Raw genomic sequence first — 19,796 nt, forward strand, 5'->3', positions numbered from 1 at the left:
GAGAACACTATGTACGATTATCTTATCGTTGGTGCTGGTTTGTCTGGAGCAATCTTCGCACACGAAGCTACAAAACGCGGTAAAAAAGTTAAAGTGATTGACAAGCGTGATCACATCGGTGGAAATATCTACTGTGAAAATGTTGAGGGCATCAATGTCCACAAGTATGGTGCCCACATTTTCCATACTTCCAATAAAAAAGTATGGGACTATGTTAACCAATTCGCTGAGTTTAACAACTATATCAACTCGCCAGTGGCTAACTACAAGGGGAGTCTTTACAATCTTCCTTTCAATATGAATACCTTCTACGCTATGTGGGGGACTAAGACACCACAAGAAGTCAAGGACAAGATTGCCCAGCAAACGGCTGATATGAAAGATGTTGAGCCCAAGAACTTGGAAGAACAAGCCATCAAGTTGATTGGTCCAGATATCTATGAAAAGTTGATCAAGGGCTACACAGAAAAACAATGGGGACGTTCTGCAACAGACCTTCCGCCATTTATTATCAAGCGCCTCCCAGTGCGTTTGACCTTTGATAACAACTACTTTAACGACCGTTACCAAGGTATTCCAATCGGTGGCTATAACGTCATCATTGAAAACATGCTTGGCGATGTAGAAGTAGAGCTTGGTGTTGATTTCTTTGCCAATCGTGAAGAGCTAGAAGAATCAGCTGAAAAAGTTGTCTTTACAGGGATGATTGACCAGTACTTTGACTACAAACACGGGGAGTTGGAATACCGTAGCCTTCGTTTTGAACATGAAGTCTTGGATGAAGAAAATTATCAAGGGAATGCCGTGGTCAACTATACAGAACGTGAGATTCCTTATACTCGTATCATCGAGCACAAGCATTTCGAGTATGGTACTCAACCAAAGACGGTTATCACTCGTGAGTATCCAGCTGATTGGAAACGTGGAGATGAGCCATATTATCCAATCAATGATGAGAGAAACAATGCCATGTTTGCTAAGTATCAAGAAGAAGCGGCGCAGAATGATAAGGTTATTTTCTGTGGACGTTTAGCAGATTATAAATACTACGATATGCATGTGGTCATTGAACGTGCATTGGATGTGGTAGAGGAAGAACTAGGGAGTATCTAAGAACATCACAGATAAAGGGGAGAAAAGGTGAAATATTATCTGAAGGATTCATTTCTGCATAATGAATACGAAAAGAATGCAGGAAATAAGGCACGAAATGACGTGGAAGCTATTCTAATCTCAGAGGGTTATAAGGGGGTGGAACTCAAGGTTGAGAATTGGTATAAGATGAATTTCTTTAAAGCTCAGCAACACAAATATCGGGCAATCAAGTCTGTGTTTGATCAGTTAGGATCTGGAGATGAATTGCTGATTCAGTTCCCGATTATACACCATACATTTTTCATCTCACAACTCATTAAGCAGGCGCAAAATAGAGGAGTCAAATTCTATCTTGTGATCCATGATATTGAAACCTTGCGTCATGTAGGAAATTCAGCAGTGAAAATTCGTCATAAAGTGAGAAATTACTTCCAAGAGAAGGCGGCTCTTACATCAGTGGATGGCATTATCGTTCATAATGATATCATGAAAAATGCCTTGACAATTCAAGGCATACCATCAGATAAAATGGTTAGCTTGGAGATTTTTGACTATCTGATTCCGAACTTTGAGGAAAAAAATGTTCCCCAAAAAGAAGAAGCGATTATCATCGCCGGAAATCTAATTCCAACAAAATCAGGCTATCTTTATAATTTGCCAGAACAGCCAGCCTATAATCTCTATGGAATGGGGTACGATGAAAGTCGTGCATTGAAAAATACCACCTACTTTGGTTCCTTTATGCCAGATGACCTCCCAAATGCTCTTCAAGGTAGTTTTGGTTTGGTGTGGGATGGTGATAGTTCAGAAACTTGCAAAGGTTCTTTCGGAAATTACCTACGTATTAACAACTCCCACAAGGCTTCTCTTTATTTGGCTTCGGGCTTTCCTCTAGTTGTTTGGAAAGAGTCTGCCCTTGCGCATTTTGTGCTAGATAAGCAATGTGGTATAGCAATTGATTCTCTACATGACCTCCAAAAGGCACTGGACGATTTGACAGATCAAGATTACATGAAACTGTCGGCTAATGCCAGACAAGTAGGAGTAGCGATTCGAAGTGGAGATTATCTGAAATCGGCCATTTCTAAATTGAAGTAAGAATTTGAAGCTACTCATTGATCAGTTCGTTAGAAAGATTACTTCATTATGAAAGGTATTATTCTTTCAGATGGTTCGGGAACGCGCCTGTACCACTTACTCGGGCTGCGTCAAAACAGCTGATGTCGATTTATGATAAACCCATGATTTACTATCCTTTGTCAACCCTGATGTTGGCTTGACTTCAGCAAAGACTTTCTCAACCATTTCAGCATTAGTGATATCCATTTCGGCCACATCAACTGCAACATAGTCTACATTTCGTTCATCTAATAAATAACGTAGTTCGGTACCGAGTTGACCCTTTGCACCTGTAATTAATATCATTGTCTTCTCCTTAACTTTTCTTCTATTTAATCATAGCAAAAAAAATGATAAAAAATCTGATTTTCGGCCCTTATTTTGCTGGTTTAAGATATAAAAATATAGTATTAGAGAATCATAATTTTATAATAGAAAACTTATTTTTCAGAATTTACCAAAGTAATTCAAAAATTCTGAAAATTTTATTGACATGTTTCTGAAAAGGGACTATAATGGGGTGAAAGTTTTAAAGGAGAAAACAATGAAAAGTTCAAAACTACTTGCCCTTGCGGGTGTGACGTTATTGGCAACTGCGACACTTGCGGCTTGCTCTGGATCAAGTTCAAATGCTAAAGGTGAGAAAACATTCTCATACATTTACGAAACGGATCCTGATAACCTAAACTATTTGACAACTGGTAAGGCAGCTACAGCAAATATTACTAGTAACGTTATTGATGGTTTGCTTGAAAATGACCGCTATGGTAACTTTGTACCATCTATGGCTGAGGATTGGTCTGTATCTAAGGATGGATTGACTTACACGTATACACTCCGAAAGGATGCAAAATGGTATACATCTGAAGGTGAGGAGTATGCAGAAGTTAAAGCTCAAGACTTTGTAACTGGTCTTAAGTATGCTGCTGATAAGAAATCAGATGGTCTTTACCTGGTTCAGGAATCTATCAAGGGATTGGATGCCTATGTCAAAGGAGAAACTACAGATTTTTCTCAAGTAGGAATCAAGGCTCTTGATGATTATACCGTTCAATACACATTGAACAAGCCAGAAAGTTTCTGGAATTCTAAGACAACAATGGGTGTTCTGGCTCCTGTCAATGAAGAATTTTTGAACTCTAAAGGGGATGACTTTGCTAAAGGTACGGACCCAAGCAGCATTCTCTACAATGGACCATTCTTACTCAAATCAATCGTAGCCAAATCATCAGTCGAGTTCGAAAAGAATCCAAACTATTGGGACAAAGACAATGTTCATCTTGATAAAGTGAAATTATCCTTCTGGGATGGTCAAGATACCAATAAGCCAACTGAAGCTTTCAAAGACGGTAGCTTTACAATGGCTCGCCTCTTCCCAACAAGTGCTAGTTACTCAGAGACTGAAAAAGCATTCAAAGACAATATCGTTTATACCCAACAAGATTCTACTACTTATTTAGTAGGTACAAATATCGATCGCCAGTCTTATAAGTACACTTCTAAGACAACAGATGAGGAAAAAGCATCAACCAAGAAGGCACTTTTGAATAAGGACTTCCGTCAAGCTATTGCATTTGGTTTTGACAGAACAGCCTACGCTTCTCAAGTAAATGGTGCAAGCGGGGCTACTAAACTGCTTCGTAACTTATTTGTTCCTCCTACATTTGTACAGGCAGATGGGAAAAACTTTGGGGAATTAGTTAAAGAAAAATTAGTGACCTATGGAGACGAGTGGAGCAACGTAAACTTGGATGATGCCCAAGATGGTCTCTACAATCCTGACAAAGCCAAAGCAGAATTCGCTAAAGCTAAGGCAGCCCTTCAAGCGGAAGGTGTGAAATTCCCAATCCACTTGGACATGCCTGTAGACCAAACCAACACAACAAAAGTTCAACGTGTTCAATCTTTTAAACAGTCAGTTGAAGAAAATCTAGGGTCAGATAATGTGGTTATCGATATCCAACAACTTCAAAAAGATGATGTTCAAAACATTACCTACTTCGCTGAAACTGCGGCTGGAGAAGACTGGGATATCTCAGATAACGTGGGTTGGTCTCCAGACTATATCGATCCATCTACTTATCTTGATATTATCAAACCTTCTGTAGGAGAAAATACGAAAACATATCTAGGATTTGATTCTGGGACAAACAACGCTGCTGCTAAGCAAGTCGGTTTAGAAGATTATGAAAAAATGGTTGTGGAAGCTGGTGAAGAAACTACTGATGTTTCAAAACGTTATGAGAAATATGCTGCTGCCCAAGCTTGGTTGACAGACAGTGCCTTGCTCATCCCAACAACTTCTCAAACTGGTCGTCCAATGCTGTCTAAGATGGTACCATTTACACTTCCATTTGCATACTCTGGTAACAAGGGTATGAGTGAAGCCCTTTTGTACAAATATCTAGAAGTACAAGATAAAGCCGTGACAACAGACGAATACCAAAAAGCTCAAGAGAAATGGTTGAAAGAAAAAGAAGAGTCAAATAAAAAGGCTCAAGAAGAACTTGCAAACCATGTGAAATAACTTTAAAAAAGTAAAGGATTTAGCCATTGACATGATGGTTAAGTCCTTTTTTATCTTTGGTATAAGTCTCTGAATGATTAGAGATAGGATTTTTCAGAAAAGAGAAAATTTTAGTGAATTTTACCTATTTCCTATTGCTTTCTGGTCTTTTATTTGTTATATTAAAAGTACAATTATTTTTTATTTATAACAGTTAAGCAGAGTACTTTCAGAGAAAGGAGTATTTTTTAAAAAAGAAATGTAAACGCTTACTGGAAAGTGAAAGGATTTAGGAGTTCATGGATAAACGATTTTTTGAAAAACACTGTAAGTTCAGTATTCGTAAGTTTACGCTTGGAGTAGCTTCGGTGATGATTGGAGCGACTTTCTTCGCAGCTAGCCCAGTATTGGCTGATCAAGCAAGAGTTGGTTCAACAGATAATTTGCCGAGTGAACTAGCTGATTTGGATAAGAAGGCTAGTGATGAGGGGCACGATTTTGACAAGGAAGCTGCCGCTCAAAATCCTGGTTCAGCTGAGACTACTGAAGGCCCTCAAACAGAAGAAGAGTTGTTGGCTCAAGAAAAAGAAAAGTCTGAAAAGCCAAGCAATCTGCCAAAAGAATTAGAAGATAAGTTGGAGAAAGCTGAAGACAATGGGCGCGAAGTTAACAAGGATCAATTGGCCCAAGACACTGGCAAGCTCGTCCCAGAAGATGTGGCTAAGACTACCAATGGGGAATTAAACTATGGCGCGACTGTTAAGATTAAGACGCCATCAGGAGAAGGTAGCGGTATTGTCGTTGCTAAAGACCTTGTCTTGACGGTTTCTCATAACTTTATCAAGGATAGCCAAGACGGCAATATCCGTAAGGTTGTGGATAATGACCAAGGGGATGGAGATATCTATAGCATCTCATATCCAGGATTGCCAGATGTCAAGTTTAGCAAGAAAGATATCATTCATTGGGATCGTGAAGGCTATCTGAAAGGCTTCAAGAATGATTTGGCCCTAGTGAGATTGCGTACAGTTCTAGAAAATACGCCTGTTGAAGTAACCAAAAAGCCAGTAGTTAAGAAAATCGGAGATAAGCTTCATGTCTTTGGTTATCCAGAAGGAAAATTGAATCCGATTGTCAATACTACAGTTGATTTTGCGGAACCATACGGAGAAGGTGTCCAAGGGATTGGTTACCAAGGAGGAAAACCGGGTGCTAGTGGCGGCGGTGTCTTTGATACAGAAGGCAAACTAGTCGGTGTTCACCAAAATGGTGTAGTTGGAAAACGGAGCGGAGGCATTCTCTTCTCACCAGCTCAACTAAAATGGATTCAAGACCACATACAGGGAATTTCAAGTGTGAAACCAGCAGACTTGGAAGAGAAAGAAAAACCGGCTGAAGAAAAACCAAAAGAGGATAAACCTGCAGCTGCTAAACCTGAAACACCTAAGGCAGTAACTCCTGAATGGCAAACAGTAGCGAATAAAGAGCAACAAGGAACCGTCACTATTCGTGAAGAAAAGGGTGTTCGCTACAATCAATTGTCTTCAACGGCCCAAAATGACAATGATGGCAAACCAGCTTTGTTTGAAAAACAAGGATTGACAGTTGACGCTAATGGAAATGCGACGGTTGATTTAACCTTCAAAGATGATTCTGAAAAGGGCAAATCACGCTTTGGTGTCTTCTTGAAATTTAAAGATACCAAGAACAATGTTTTTGTTGGATATGACCAAGGTGGCTGGTTCTGGGAATACAAAACTCCAGGTAATAGCACATGGTATAAAGGCAACCGTGTAGCAGCACCAGAACCAGGTTCTGTAAACCGTCTTTCTATCACTCTCAAGTCAGATGGACAACTCAATGCCAGCAACAATGATGTAAATCTCTTTGACACAGTGACCCTACCTGGGGCGGTCAATGAGAATCTTAAAAATGAGAAGAAGATCCTTCTCAAGGCAGGAACTTATAGCAATGATCGCACGGTTGTCAGCGTTAAAACAGACAATCAAGAAGGTGTAAAAGCGGATGATACTCCTGCCCAGAAAGAAACAGGTCCGGCCGTTGACGATAGCAAGGTGACTTATGATACGATCCAGTCTAAGGTTCTCAAGGCAGTGATTGACCAAGCCTTCCCTCGTGTCAAGGAATACACCTTGAATGGACATACTTTGCCAGGACAGGTGCAACAGTTCAACCAAGTCTTTATCAATAACCACCGAATCACTCCTGAAGTCACTTATAAGAAAATCAATGAGACAACAGCAGAGTACGTGATGAAGCTTCGCGATGATGCTCACTTAATCAATGCGGAAATGACAGTACGCTTGCAAGTCGTGGACAATCAATTGCACTTTGATGTGACCAAGATTGTCAACCACAATCAAGTCACTCCAGGTCAAAAGATTGATGACGAAAGAAAATTGCTTTCTACGATTAGTTTCCTTGGCAATGCTTTAGTCTCTGTTTCTAGTGATCAAGCTGGTGCTAAGTTTGATGGGGCAACCATGTCAAACAATACCCATGTCAGCGGAGATGATCATATCGATGTAACCAATCCAATGAAGGATTTGGCTAAGGGTTACATGTATGGATTTGTTTCTACAGATAAGCTTGCTGCAGGTGTTTGGAGTAACTCTCAAAACAGCTACGGTGGTGGTTCGAATGACTGGACTCGTTTGACAGCCTATAAAGAAACAGTTGGAAATGCCAACTATGTCGGAATTCACAGCTCTGAATGGCAATGGGAAAAGGCTTATAAGGGCATTGTCTTCCCAGAATACACCAAGGAACTTCCAAGTGCCAAGGTTGTTATCACCGAAGATGCCAATGCAGACAACAAAGTCGATTGGCAAGATGGTGCCATTGCTTATCGTAGCATCATGAACAACCCTCAAGGTTGGGAAAAAGTCAAGGATATCACTGCTTACCGTATCGCGATGAACTTTGGTTCTCAAGCACAAAACCCATTCCTTATGACCTTGGATGGTATCAAGAAAATCAATCTCCACACAGGTGGTCTTGGGCAAGGTGTTCTCCTTAAAGGTTATGGTAGTGAAGGTCATGACTCTGGACACTTGAACTATGCTGATATTGGTAAACGTATTGGTGGTGTCGAAGACTTCAAGACCTTGATCGAAAAAGCGAAGAAATATGGAGCTCATCTTGGCATCCACGTTAACGCTTCTGAGACTTATCCTGAGTCTAAATACTTTAATGAAAATATTCTTCGTAAGAATCCAGATGGCAGCTACAGCTACGGCTGGAACTGGCTAGACCAAGGTATCAACATTGATGCTGCTTATGACCTAGCACATGGACGCTTGGCTCGCTGGGAAGACTTGAAGAAAAAACTTGGTGATGGTCTCGACTTTATCTATGTGGACGTATGGGGCAATGGTCAATCAGGTGATAACGGTGCCTGGGCTACCCACGTTCTTGCTAAAGAAATCAACAAACAAGGCTGGCGTTTTGCGATTGAGTGGGGTCATGGTGGTGAATACGACTCTACCTTCCAACACTGGGCAGCTGACTTGACCTATGGTGGCTACACTAATAAAGGTATCAACAGCGCCATCACGCGCTTTATCCGTAACCACCAAAAAGATTCTTGGGTTGGGGACTATAGAAGTTACGGTGGTGCAGCCAACTACCCACTTCTAGGTGGCTACAGCATGAAAGACTTTGAAGGTTGGCAAGGAAGAAGCGACTACAATGGCTATGTAACCAACTTATTTGCTCATGACGTCATGACTAAGTACTTCCAACACTTCACTGTAAGTAAATGGGAAAATGGTACACCAGTTACCATGTCTGATAATGGTAGCACCTATAAATGGACTCCAGAAATGAAGGTTGAGCTAGTCGATGCTGCAGGTAACAAAGTGGTTGTGACTCGTAAGTCAAACGATGTCAATAACCCGCAATACCGCGAACGTACAGTAACTCTCAATGGACGTGTCATCCAAGATGGTTCAGCTTACTTGACTCCTTGGAACTGGGATGCGAATGGTAAGAAACTTCCTACTGATAAGGAAAAAATGTACTACTTCAATACGCAGGCCGGTGCAACAACTTGGACACTTCCGAGCGATTGGGCAAATAGCAAGGTTTACCTTTACAAGCTAACTGACCAAGGTAAAACAGAAGAGCAAGAACTAACTGTAACAAATGGTAAGATTACCCTAGACCTTCTAGCAAATCAACCATACGTTCTCTACCGTTCGAAACAAACCAATCCTGAAATATCATGGAGCGAAGGCATGCACATCTATGACCAAGGATTTAACAGTGGAACCTTGAAACACTGGACCATTTCAGGTGATGCTTCCAAGGCAGAAATTGTCAAATCACAAGGCGCAAATGAAATGCTTCGTATCCAAGGCAATAAGAGCAAGGTCAGCCTTACTCAGAAACTGACTGGCTTGAAACCAAATACCAAGTATGCGGTTTATGTTGGTGTCGATAACCGTAGTAATGCTAAGGCAAGTATCACAGTGAATACTGGCGAAAAAGAAGTGACTACTTATACCAATAAGTCACTCGCTCTCAACTATATCAAAGCTTATGCTCATAACAATCGTCGTGAAAATGCTACAGTTGACGATACAAGTTACTTCCAAAATATGTACGCCTTCTTTACAACTGGATCTGACGTATCAAATGTCACTCTGACATTGAGTCGTGAAGCTGGTGATGAAGCAACTTACTTTGATGAAATTCGTACCTTTGAAAATAATTCAAGCATGTACGGAGACAAGCATGATACAGGTCAAGGAACCTTCAAACAAGACTTTGAAAATGTAGCTCAAGGAATCTTCCCATTTGTAGTAGGTGGTGTCGAAGGTGTTGAAGATAACCGCACTCACTTGTCTGAAAAACACGATCCATATACACAGCGTGGTTGGAACGGTAAGAAAGTCGATGATGTTATCGAAGGGAATTGGTCACTCAAGACAAATGGGCTAGTGAGCCGTCGTAACTTGGTTTACCAAACTATTCCGCAAAACTTCCGCTTTGAAGCTGGTAAGACTTATCGCGTAACCTTTGAATACGAAGCAGGATCAGACAATACCTATGCCTTTGTAGTTGGTAAGGGAGAATTCCAGTCAGGTCGTCGTGGTACTCAAGCAAGCAACTTGGAAATGCATGAATTGCCAAATACTTGGACAGATTCTAAGAAAGCTAAGAAGGTAACCTTCCTCGTGACAGGTGCAGAAACAGGCGATACTTGGGTAGGTATCTACTCAACTGGAAACGCAAGCAATACTCGTGGTGATTCTGGTGGAAATGCCAACTTCCGTGGTTACAACGACTTCATGATGGACAATCTTCACATCGAGGAAATTACCCTAACAGGTAAGATGTTGACAGAAAATGCTCTGAAGAACTACTTGCCAACGGTTGCCATGACTAACTACACGAAAGAGTCTATGGATGCTTTGAAAGAGGCGGTCTTTAACCTCAGTCAGGCAGATGATGACATTAGCGTGGAAGAAGCGCGTGCAGAGATTGCCAAGATTGAAGCCTTGAAGAATGCTTTGGTTCAGAAGAAAACAGCCTTAGTAGCAGAAGACTTTGAAAGTTTGGATGCGCCATCTCAACCAGGTGAAGGTCTTGAGAATGCCTTTGATGGAAATGTGTCTAGTCTATGGCATACATCTTGGAATGGTGGAGATGTAGGCAAGCCTGCAACCATGGTCTTGAAAGAATCAACTGAAATCACTGGACTTCGCTATGTTCCACGTGCCTCTGATTCAAATGGAAACTTGCGTGATGTGAAACTGGTTGTCACAGATGAGTCTGGTAAGGAACATACCTTCACAGTGACAGATTGGCCAAATAACAACAAACCAAAAGACATTGACTTTGGCAAGACAATCAAGGCTAAGAAAATTGTCCTTACTGGTACCAAGACTTACGGAGATGGTGGCGATAAATACCAATCTGCAGCGGAACTCATCTTTACCCGTCCACAGGTAGCAGAAACACCACTTGACATGTCTGGTTATGAGGCAGCTTTAGCTAAGGCGCAGAAATTAACAGACAAAGACAATCAAGAGGAAGTAGCTAGCGTTCAGGCAAGCATGAAATATGCGACGGATAACCATCTCTTGACGGAAAGAATGGTGGCCTACTTCGCAGACTATCTCAACCAATTAAAAGATTCTGCTACGAAACCAGATGCTCCAACAAGTAGCAAGGGTGAAGAACAACCACCAGTTCTTGATGTACCTGAGTTCAAAGGCGGCGTCAATGCAGCAGAAGCAGTTGTACATGAAGTCCCTGAGTTCAAGGGCGGAGTCAATGCAGTTCAAGCCTTGGTAAACGAATTGCCAGAATACAAAGGTGGAGCCAATTCAGTTCTAGCAGCTGCAAATGAAGTTCCAGAGTATAGAGGTGGAGTCAATGCAGTTGAGGCCTTGGTGAATGAAAAGCCAGCCTACACAGGTGTATTGGCTACAGCTGGAGATCAAGCAGCTCCAACTGTTGAAAAACCTGAGTACCCGCTCACTCCAAGTCCAGTAGCTGATACCAAAACTCCGGGAGCTAAAGATGAAGAAAAACTACCTGCTACAGGGGAGCACAGCTCAGAAGTAGCCCTCTTCTTGGCAAGTGTGAGTATCGCTTTATCTGCTGCTGTTCTTACGACAAAACGAAAAGAAGACTAAACAGATTTGGTTTTAGAAGTCCAAAAGATCTCGAATCAAATAGGATCAAACAGCCGGAGAGGACCTCTAGGTTCTCTCCTTTTTTCAAAGGAGAAATGATACCGCTTACTCATGTATGCGGATGAAAGGAATAGGAGAAAGATGGATAGACATTTTTTTGAGAAACGCTGTCACTTTAGTATAAGAAAATTTGCAATCGGTGCAGCCTCCGTGATGATTGGTGCTAGTATCTTTGGAGCCAATATGGTTCAGGCAGCAGAAACAGCAGCGCCTTCAGAAACAGGGGGAAGCATCACCCATGTTGAAGCACTGGATAAGTTACCCGATGATTTAGCCAATGCGCTTAAAAAGGCGGATGCAGAAGCTGCAACAGAAGCAAGTCATGAAGAAACTCCAGCGACTGACGAAGGAAGCAATCCTACATCAAGTGAAGAGGCAAAACCAGAGACAAGTCCTACAAGTCCCAAGCCAGCAGAAACGCCGAAACCGGTTGAAACACCAAAGGCAGACAATAAACCAGCTGAAACTGCTACGCCAGCAGCAAAACCAGCTGAAAAGCAAATTGAAGATAGAGAAGATGTCAACCATCTCGAAGGTGCTACTGCTCAGGCGAGCAACCATGAGACTGGTACCAACTTTACTGCGGATAAGGCTATCGACGGAGATGATAATACTCGTTGGGCTACAGACAAAGATGTACCAAAACCAACTTTTGAACTGACTCTGCCAAAGACTACCTTGATCAAACATGTAGAAATTGATTGGGATCGTCGTCTTCGTAATGGGCAAAATGACCCAAATATCAAATCTTGGAGTCTCTATTACGCAGGCCAAGAAGATGTGGGGGCTAATGGAGAAAAACAATGGAAACTAGCTCATACCAAAACTGGAGAACCTGTTTTAGATGAGAAAGTTGACCTAGCTGAAAGTATTCAAGCTAAATATCTTAAGTTAGAAATTAACGACTATCAAGTGGGCACAATGGGTTGGAGAAACGTTGGTATCCAAGAAATTCGAGCTTATTCAAACGTTCCGGACCATAGTAAGGTAACGGATATCCGCCAAGTAACCGAACTAACAGTAGCAGAAGATGGACAGTCTCTTGTCTTACCAACTTTACCAGGGAAAGTTAGCCTTATCGGAAGCAACAAGCAAGGCGTGATTGACCTTCAAAATCACATCTATAAGCCTTTGACAGACCAACGTGTCAAGGTCATGGTCCAACAAATCAGAGACAGTCATACCTTTACAAAAGAGTTTGAAGTAGTCATCAAGGGACTACATCAGGACGAGGGTGTAGGTGTCAAACCCAAAGTAGCACCAGCTGTTCAACAATGGTATGGGAAAGAAGGCCAATCTTCTATCACTTCAGATACAGTCCTTGCGACAGGTGATTCTGGCTTTGATCAAGCAGCAACCTTCTACCAGTCAGACCTTGCTAGCCGTGGATTGGAACTAGCAACAGGTAACAAGCAAGCTCAAAAACGAATCGAATTTAAAAAGGTTGAAAACAAAGGTTATGGTAAAGAAGGGTATGGCATTACTATCCAAAATGATGTGATTACCATAGAAGCTGCTACAAACACAGGTGCCTTCTACGCCACTCGTACTCTTCTTCAAATGGGAGAAACAGACCTACAAAATGGCGAAATTCGTGATTTCCCAAGTTTCAGCCACCGTGGCTTTATGTTGGATACAGGTCGTAAATTTATCCCTTATGACACTCTTGTAGACATCATGCTCAACATGGCTTACTACAAGATGAACGACTTGCAGTTGCACCTTAATGATAACTATATCTTCCTTAAGGAACACTTGGCAGGTAAGAATTTAAGTCCAGAAGAACAACTCAAGTATGTACTTGAACATGCCAAGACTGGTTTCCGTGTGGAGACAGACATTGTCGGTAAGAATGGTCAAAAATTGACATCAGATGAGCATTATACCAAGGAAGAAATGCAAAATCTGATTAAACTTGCCAAGGCCTTGCATATCAACCTAGTGCCAGAAATTGACACACCAGGTCACGCCTTGTCCTTTGTCAAAGTCCGCCCAGACCTCATGTATCAAGGTAGTTTGAGCGATTATGCAGGCAAGCACAATGTCGAGCGCGTAGCTATGCTCGACCTAGATAATAAATACGATGAAACGCTGGCTTTTGTCAAATCAGTTTATGACAAACTCCTCGATGGTCCAGATGCACCGCTTCATGGGGTATCAACTGTTCATATCGGAACGGATGAATACTATGGCAGCAGAGAAAGCTATCGCCGCTATGTCAATGACCTTATCAAATACATTAAAGGAAAAGGTTATACCCCTCGTATCTGGGGTTCGCTCAGTGCGAAACGAGGTAAAACAGCGGTTGATTGGAAAGATGTAGAGGTTGACATCTGGAGTATTGGTTGGCAGCAGCCAAAAGAAGCTATTGCTCAGGGAGCTAAGATTATTAATATCACTGATATCCCAACATATAGCGTTCCGAATGGAGATAATCGTCAAGCTGGTTATGGTGATTATGCCAACTATGAAACTCAATATAATAGTTGGACACCAAACGATTTCCGAACTGGCCATGGCCCACTACTAGAAGCTTCTAATCCAAACATCCTTGGTGGTGGTCACGCAGTTTGGAATGATAATATCGACCTTCATGAGACCGGTTTGACCTCTTATGATATCTTTAAACGTTTCTTCAAGAGCATGCAAACCACTGCAGAGCGCACTTGGGGATCTGACCGTGCAGCTGCGACCTTTGCAGAACGCACCCTACCAACGAGTCCTTATGCGCCACAGTCAAATCCTGATAAAGAGATTGATCAAAGCGACTTGTTTACCATCAATCCTGAAACAGTCAAGAACTATGCAAGCAAGAGGGTGAAGACAAGCGAGCAAGGATTGGCTTTTGAGAAAGACAGCAGTATCGAAGGATTGGCTGGTGATGTTGGTCCAAGTCATGTCTTGAAGTTTGATGTAACTGTCACTGGGGACGGAGAACAAACCTTCTCAACAAGTGGGGACAACCGTATCTATCTAGCTGATAAAGACGGCTATCTTGCTTACCAGTTTGAACAGTTCCATATTCAATTCAATAAAAAACTTAAAAAGAACAAACGTTATCAAATCTCTATTGTGACCAAACCACAATCTACAGAAGTTTATGTAGATGGTGAAAAGATTGAACGTATCGCAAATCCAGCCCACCCTCGTTTTGCCCACAATAGCTTGGTTCTACCGCTTGAAAGCATTGGTGGTTTCAAAGGAATCTTGCATAGTGCAGAGTTGTCAGACAAACCATTTGTAAATCCTCGTTTGATTTCAAATGATAAGATTACGGCAACCGCAAGCAGTCAGCAACTTCCAGGAAACGCGACTGAAGGCGCTGTTGAAAAGGCCTTTGACAATGATCCAAATACCTTCTGGCATACTAAGTGGACTGGTGACACTGCGCCATACACCCTTACTATGACCTTGAAAGAAGCAGAAAAAGTCAATGGCTTGACGTATCTCCCACGTCCAGGTGGTGGAAATGGTGTCGTGACGCGCTACGAAATCTACGCACAAAAAGATGGCCAAATGGTCAAGGTTTCAGAAGGAAGCTGGGACAACAACGCCCAAGAAAAAACAGTCAACTTTGCGGCGGTACATACCAACAAGATTGAGTTGAAAGTATTGGAAGGCGTTGGTGGTTTTGCAAGTGCAGCCGAAGTTCATCTATTGAAACCTGTCAAAGAAGAGCAAGAAACGCCTGCACCAAGTAAACCAGAAAAACCAACTACACCAGAAAAACCAAAAGTAGACCAAACCGGTGATGGAACAGTTGAATTGGCAGATCAATTCACTGCAAGTAAACCAGCTAGCGAAGATAGCATTGCAGCTGCCAGCAAGAGCGCAGACTATCTCAAGAAAGAGTACAAGGTCTTCCCAACTCCACAAAAAGTGACTTATGGAGAAGGTGTTACAGCTCTTCGCAAGCAAGTCAATCTGGTCATGGGCGATCAACTTGATATCTATACTCGTAATCGCTTGAAGAGTGTCTTGCAGGACAATCAAGTGTCTTATACAACTGGTAAGGCGGCAATCGCTGGCGCAACCAATATCTATCTTGGAGTGCATGGACAAGGTTCACAAGCAGAACAAAACTTATCTAACGTTTCAGCAGGCCTCTTTGACAAGATTGATGCCTATGCCTTGACCATTAAGGATAACTCGATTTCTATCGTCGGGAAAGATACAGATGCAGTCTTCTATGGTTTGACAACCTTGAAACACATGCTCAAGGAAAGCCAAGTGCCAGTCCTTCGCAATGTGACAGTAGAAGATTACGCAGAGCTCAAGAACCGTGGTTTCATCGAAGGTTACTATGGAAATCCATGGTCGAATGCCGATCGTGCAGAGCTCATGCGTTATGGTGGCGATTTGAAATTGAACCAATACTTCTTTGCACCAAAAGATGATCCATATCACAACAAGAAATGGCGTGAACTCTATCCAGAAGAAAAACTAGCTGAAATTCGTGAACTTGCTCGTGTCGGAAATCAAAGTAAAACACGCTATGTCTGGACTATCCATCCATTCATGAACAACCGCATCCGCTTTGGCAATGAAGCGCATTACCAAGAAGATTTGGCAACCATCAAGGCTAAATTTACCCAGTTGATGAAAGTGGGTGTCCGCGAATTTGGTATCCTTGCAGATGATGCTCCAAGTCCAGTCGGAGGCTACAATAGCTACAACCGCTTGATGCAAGATATGACCAAGTGGTTGACTGAAATGCAGGGAACTTACAGTGGTCTTCGTAAAGAAATGATCTTTGTTCCTGGACAGTATTGGGGTAATGGACGTGAGGATGAGTTGAAATCCCTCAATGAAAATCTCCCAAGTTCAACATCCATGACCTTGACGGGTGGTAAGATTTGGGGCGAAGTCTCTGAAAGCTTCCTTTCAACTCTCAAAAACAATCTATCCGCAGGTGGCAAGACCTATCGCCCAGTTTCACTTTGGATTAACTGGCCTGTAACAGATAACTCGAAACAACACTTGATTCTAGGTGGTGGTGAGAAATTCCTTCATCCAAATGTAGATCCAAGCTTGCTATCTGGTATCATGTTGAACCCAATGCAACAGTCTGAACCATCTAAGATTGCCCTCTTTGCAGGAGCTCAATACTCATGGAAACAGTGGAAATCAGAAGAAGAAGCTAAGAAAATCAATGATATTGCCTTCAACTTTGTAGAAAATGGTCATTTTGAAGATAGCAAGGTATCAGCAGCCTTCCGCGAACTTGGTAAGCACATGATTAACCAAAACATGGATAATCGTGTCGTCAAACTAGAAGAATCTGTAGACTTGGCTCCAAAATTAACAGACTTCATGACCAAGCTCAAAGCAGGTCAGGATGTGACTGCAGAACGTGCAGCCTTGCGTGCAGAATTTGCCAAGATTAAAGAAGCAGCCGAACTCTATAAAGCATCAGGCGATAAAAAAATGGTTGCCCAAATCCACTATTGGTTGGATAATGCAATCGACCAAATGAATGCTCTCGATGCCTTCCTTACAGGAATCGAAGCCATGGCTACAAATGATGCAGCCAAACTCTGGGATAGTTACTATAAAGGTTTGAAATTGTACGAACAGTCTCAAACTCACACCTTCCATTATGTAGACCATATGGAAAAGGCTGAATTGGGTGTTCAACATATTCGTCCATTTATCCTATCCTTGAAAGAAGTTCTAGCGTCTGAAGTTCAAAAAGTCTTGCATCCAGACCAAATCATCAGTACCTTTATTACCAATCGAACAGGTGTAGAAGGTGGTTTGGCAGAAGTAACGGATGGCGACTTGGCAACTCATGCGATTATTAAATCACCAAACAGCATCAAGACAGGTGATTATATTGGTATGAAGTTCAACAAGCCGGTAGCGATCCAAACCTTGACCTTTGCAATGGGAACGCAGGCAAATCCACGTGATACCTTTAGTAAGGCAGAAGTGCAGTATCAAGATGAAAACGATAACTGGATAACCTTGAAAGAGCCAAGCTATGTCGGAAATGAATCCCTACTTAAGTTTGAAAATCTCACTATCAAGGCCAAGGCAGTTCGCATGATTGCGACAGCAGACCGCGAGAACACTTGGTTTGCAGTTCAGGAAATTGCAGTCAACCGTCCAGTTGAAAAAGCTCGTAGCCAACAAGCAACGACAGTTAGTCTAAGCTCAAACTTAGTTTACAAACTAAATACCTCAGCTCATCAAATCACTGATGGCAAGGACAATACAGAAGCCATGATGGCAAATGCTGACGGTAGCAATACGACACCAGTAGATGCTTGGGCACAACTGGACCTCGGTGAAGTCAAGTCAGTCACTAAAGTACGACTTCGCCAAGGAACGGGTGATAAGCTTGCCGCAGGTGTACTTGAGTACTCTACAGATGGAACTGCATGGCAAGAGTTGGATCGCCTATCAGGAGAACAAACCAAGGAAGTGACCAGAGCGATCAACGCTCGTTACATCCGAGTCCGCAATACCAAGGCCCTCGACCTCTGGTGGCGTATCCAGGACTTCTCTGTTGAGACACGCTCTGGAAACAGTGAGTTAACAGACACCAACGTCGACGCCTTGAAGGAAACACCAGTAGTGGATAGCTTGGGCAGTTACGAGCTTCAAATTCCAGCTGGAACCAAACTCCCTGCTCATAGCTATCTAGGAATGAAGCTTGACCGTATCCATCAAATCAAGAGCATCCAGCTCAAAGGTCAGGCCAACCCTGCTCTTACTCTAGAGTACTCTGCAAATGCGCAAGAATGGACGCCAGCTAGCCAATTGACAGACAGAACTGTCGCAACCCACTTGGTTCGTTATGTTCGTCTGGTCAATAAAACAGATCAGGAACAAGCTGTGACAGCCACTTCTCTCCTTGTGACAACCAAAGAAGTACAACCAACCAAACTAGAATCTACAACTATGGGCATTCATCCAACATACGGAAGCAATGATGTTCGTAAACTGAACAACCTAGATCAACTATTTGACGGTGTTTACAACAACTTCGTTGAGTTTTCAGACTATGCCCATAAAGATGGTCACGTGACCTTGAAACTTGGCAGCGAACGCACTATCAAGAAGATCAGAGCCTACATCCAAGACGGAACACAAAACTATCTTCGTGATGGTAAGATTCAAGTCAGCCAAGACGGTAAAACTTGGACTGATGTCGTTACAGTAGGAGATGGTGTGGCCAATAGCCAACACGATGATTCTCTGACAGATGGTTGGACACATGATTCTAAGATGCCAGGAAATCGCTATATTGAGGGTGAATTGACGACACCAGTCAAAGCTAATTATCTCCGTGTCCTCTATACAGCAGACTATGATGCCCGGTTTGTAGGCTTTACAGAATTGGTCATCAACGATGGTGAATTTGTCAAACCAATCAATGATCCAACAGTAGAAGGAAGTAGTGGAGAAAGCCAAGGCAACCTTTATAATAATCTTGTAGACGGCAAAGTCTTGACCAGCTACAAGTCTGAAAAAGACAAGGGCGAATTGGTATATCACTTGTCTGAACCAACCAAAGCTAACCACCTTCGTCTTGTTTCCAGTATTCCTGAAGGAGCGCAAGTACGTGTTCTTGCTAGAACACTGAAGGATGGCCAAGACAGTTGGCTAGACCTCGGTGCTATTACATCCAGTCTCCAAACCTTCGCTATCCGAAATGGTGGCACTCTTCTAGATGTCAAATTAGCCTGGGAAAGTGGCAAGGCCGAGTTTTATGAATTGGCAAGCTTCTATCAAGAATTAACAGAGGAAGCTGTTCAATCAAGCAAGGGTGAAGAACCAGCACCAGTGCTTGAAGTTCCTGAATTTACTGGTGGTGTCAATGCAGTTGAAGCCCTAGTGCATGACCTTCCAGAGTACACAGGCCCAGTAGCGACAGTAGGTGACCAAGCTGCTCCAACAGTAGAGAAACCTGAGTTCAAGGGTGGTGTCAATGCAGTTGAAGCCTTAGTCAATGAAGTACCAGAGTACACAGGCCCAGTAGCGGCAGTAGGTGAGCAAGCTGCTCCAACGGTAGAGAAACCTGAGTTTAAACTTAGCTCACTTGCTTCAGATGAAGGTAAGACACCGGCACCGGATCTAAAACAAGAAGTGACGAAGCAAGAAACTACTGAACAAAGCTTGCCAGCAACAGGTGAGAGCCAATCTGACACGGCCCTCTTCCTAGCAGGTGTTAGCCTAGCCCTATCTGCTCTCTTTGTAGCAAAAACAAAGAAAGACTAGTATTTAGTAAAACCTCTTAACAAGATTACGAAATCCGTTTCCTATCTTTCCCAATGAGGTTTATAGTACAGAAAAAGCCTGAGAAGATGTCTTCTCAGGCTTTTGTCAAGCACATAAATGCA

The 19,796-nt window shown here is 42.4% G+C and carries 5 protein-coding genes and 2 pseudogenes; 6 read left to right on the forward strand and 1 reads right to left on the reverse strand.

Annotated features, from left to right (window positions below):
* The first annotated feature begins 9 nt into the window (after nucleotides 1–9).
* From glf to NML69_RS00595, 3 genes and pseudogenes are all read left to right on the forward strand, one after another.
* Nucleotides 10–1,113: a UDP-galactopyranose mutase gene (gene glf / locus NML69_RS00585; RefSeq protein WP_254725000.1), complete on the forward strand. Its 1,104-nt coding sequence runs from the start codon at nucleotides 10–12 to the stop codon at nucleotides 1,111–1,113.
* A 27-nt stretch (nucleotides 1,114–1,140) separates the two neighbouring features.
* Nucleotides 1,141–2,193, forward strand: a complete 1,053-nt coding sequence (locus tag NML69_RS00590) for a galactofuranosyltransferase (protein ID WP_084860280.1) — start codon at nucleotides 1,141–1,143, stop codon at nucleotides 2,191–2,193.
* Between the two features lie 48 nt (nucleotides 2,194–2,241).
* Nucleotides 2,242–2,372: pseudogene (locus NML69_RS00595) on the forward strand (sugar phosphate nucleotidyltransferase); the annotation flags it as partial.
* Here NML69_RS00595 and NML69_RS00600 read toward each other — a convergent pair.
* A pseudogene (locus tag NML69_RS00600) lies at nucleotides 2,368–2,520 on the reverse strand (sugar nucleotide-binding protein); the annotation flags it as partial. The pseudogenes NML69_RS00595 and NML69_RS00600 overlap by 5 nt on opposite strands.
* Nucleotides 2,521–2,758: 238 nt before the next feature.
* Between NML69_RS00600 and NML69_RS00605 the strand changes: the two are divergent.
* The 3 genes from NML69_RS00605 to NML69_RS00615 all read left to right on the forward strand — a co-directional run bounded on the left by NML69_RS00605 (nucleotide 2,759) and on the right by NML69_RS00615 (nucleotide 19,674).
* Entirely contained in the window at nucleotides 2,759–4,741 is a 1,983-nt protein-coding gene (locus tag NML69_RS00605) for a peptide ABC transporter substrate-binding protein (RefSeq protein WP_084860279.1), read from the forward strand.
* A gap of 278 nt (nucleotides 4,742–5,019) precedes the next feature.
* Complete coding sequence (locus NML69_RS00610; RefSeq protein WP_254725001.1) at nucleotides 5,020–11,388, forward strand: SpGH101 family endo-alpha-N-acetylgalactosaminidase; 6,369 nt, start codon at nucleotides 5,020–5,022, stop codon at nucleotides 11,386–11,388.
* Between the two features lie 141 nt (nucleotides 11,389–11,529).
* Complete coding sequence (locus NML69_RS00615; protein ID WP_254725002.1) at nucleotides 11,530–19,674, forward strand: SIALI-17 repeat-containing surface protein; 8,145 nt, start codon at nucleotides 11,530–11,532, stop codon at nucleotides 19,672–19,674.
* The last annotated feature ends 122 nt before the right edge of the window (nucleotides 19,675–19,796 follow it).

It is taken from the genome of Streptococcus sp. CF8-6 (assembly GCF_024295845.1).
Classification (GTDB): Bacteria; Bacillota; Bacilli; order Lactobacillales; family Streptococcaceae; genus Streptococcus; species Streptococcus oralis_BO.

Excerpts from the sequence above, each read along its gene's own strand:
- glf (WP_254725000.1), top strand. The coding sequence starts at position 10 with ATGTACGATTATCTTATCGTTGGTGCTGGTTTGTCTGGAGCAATCTTC.
- NML69_RS00605 (WP_084860279.1), top strand. The coding sequence starts at position 2,759 with ATGAAAAGTTCAAAACTACTTGCCCTTGCGGGTGTGACGTTATTGGCA.
- NML69_RS00610 (WP_254725001.1), top strand. The coding sequence starts at position 5,020 with ATGGATAAACGATTTTTTGAAAAACACTGTAAGTTCAGTATTCGTAAG.
- NML69_RS00615 (WP_254725002.1), top strand. The coding sequence starts at position 11,530 with ATGGATAGACATTTTTTTGAGAAACGCTGTCACTTTAGTATAAGAAAA.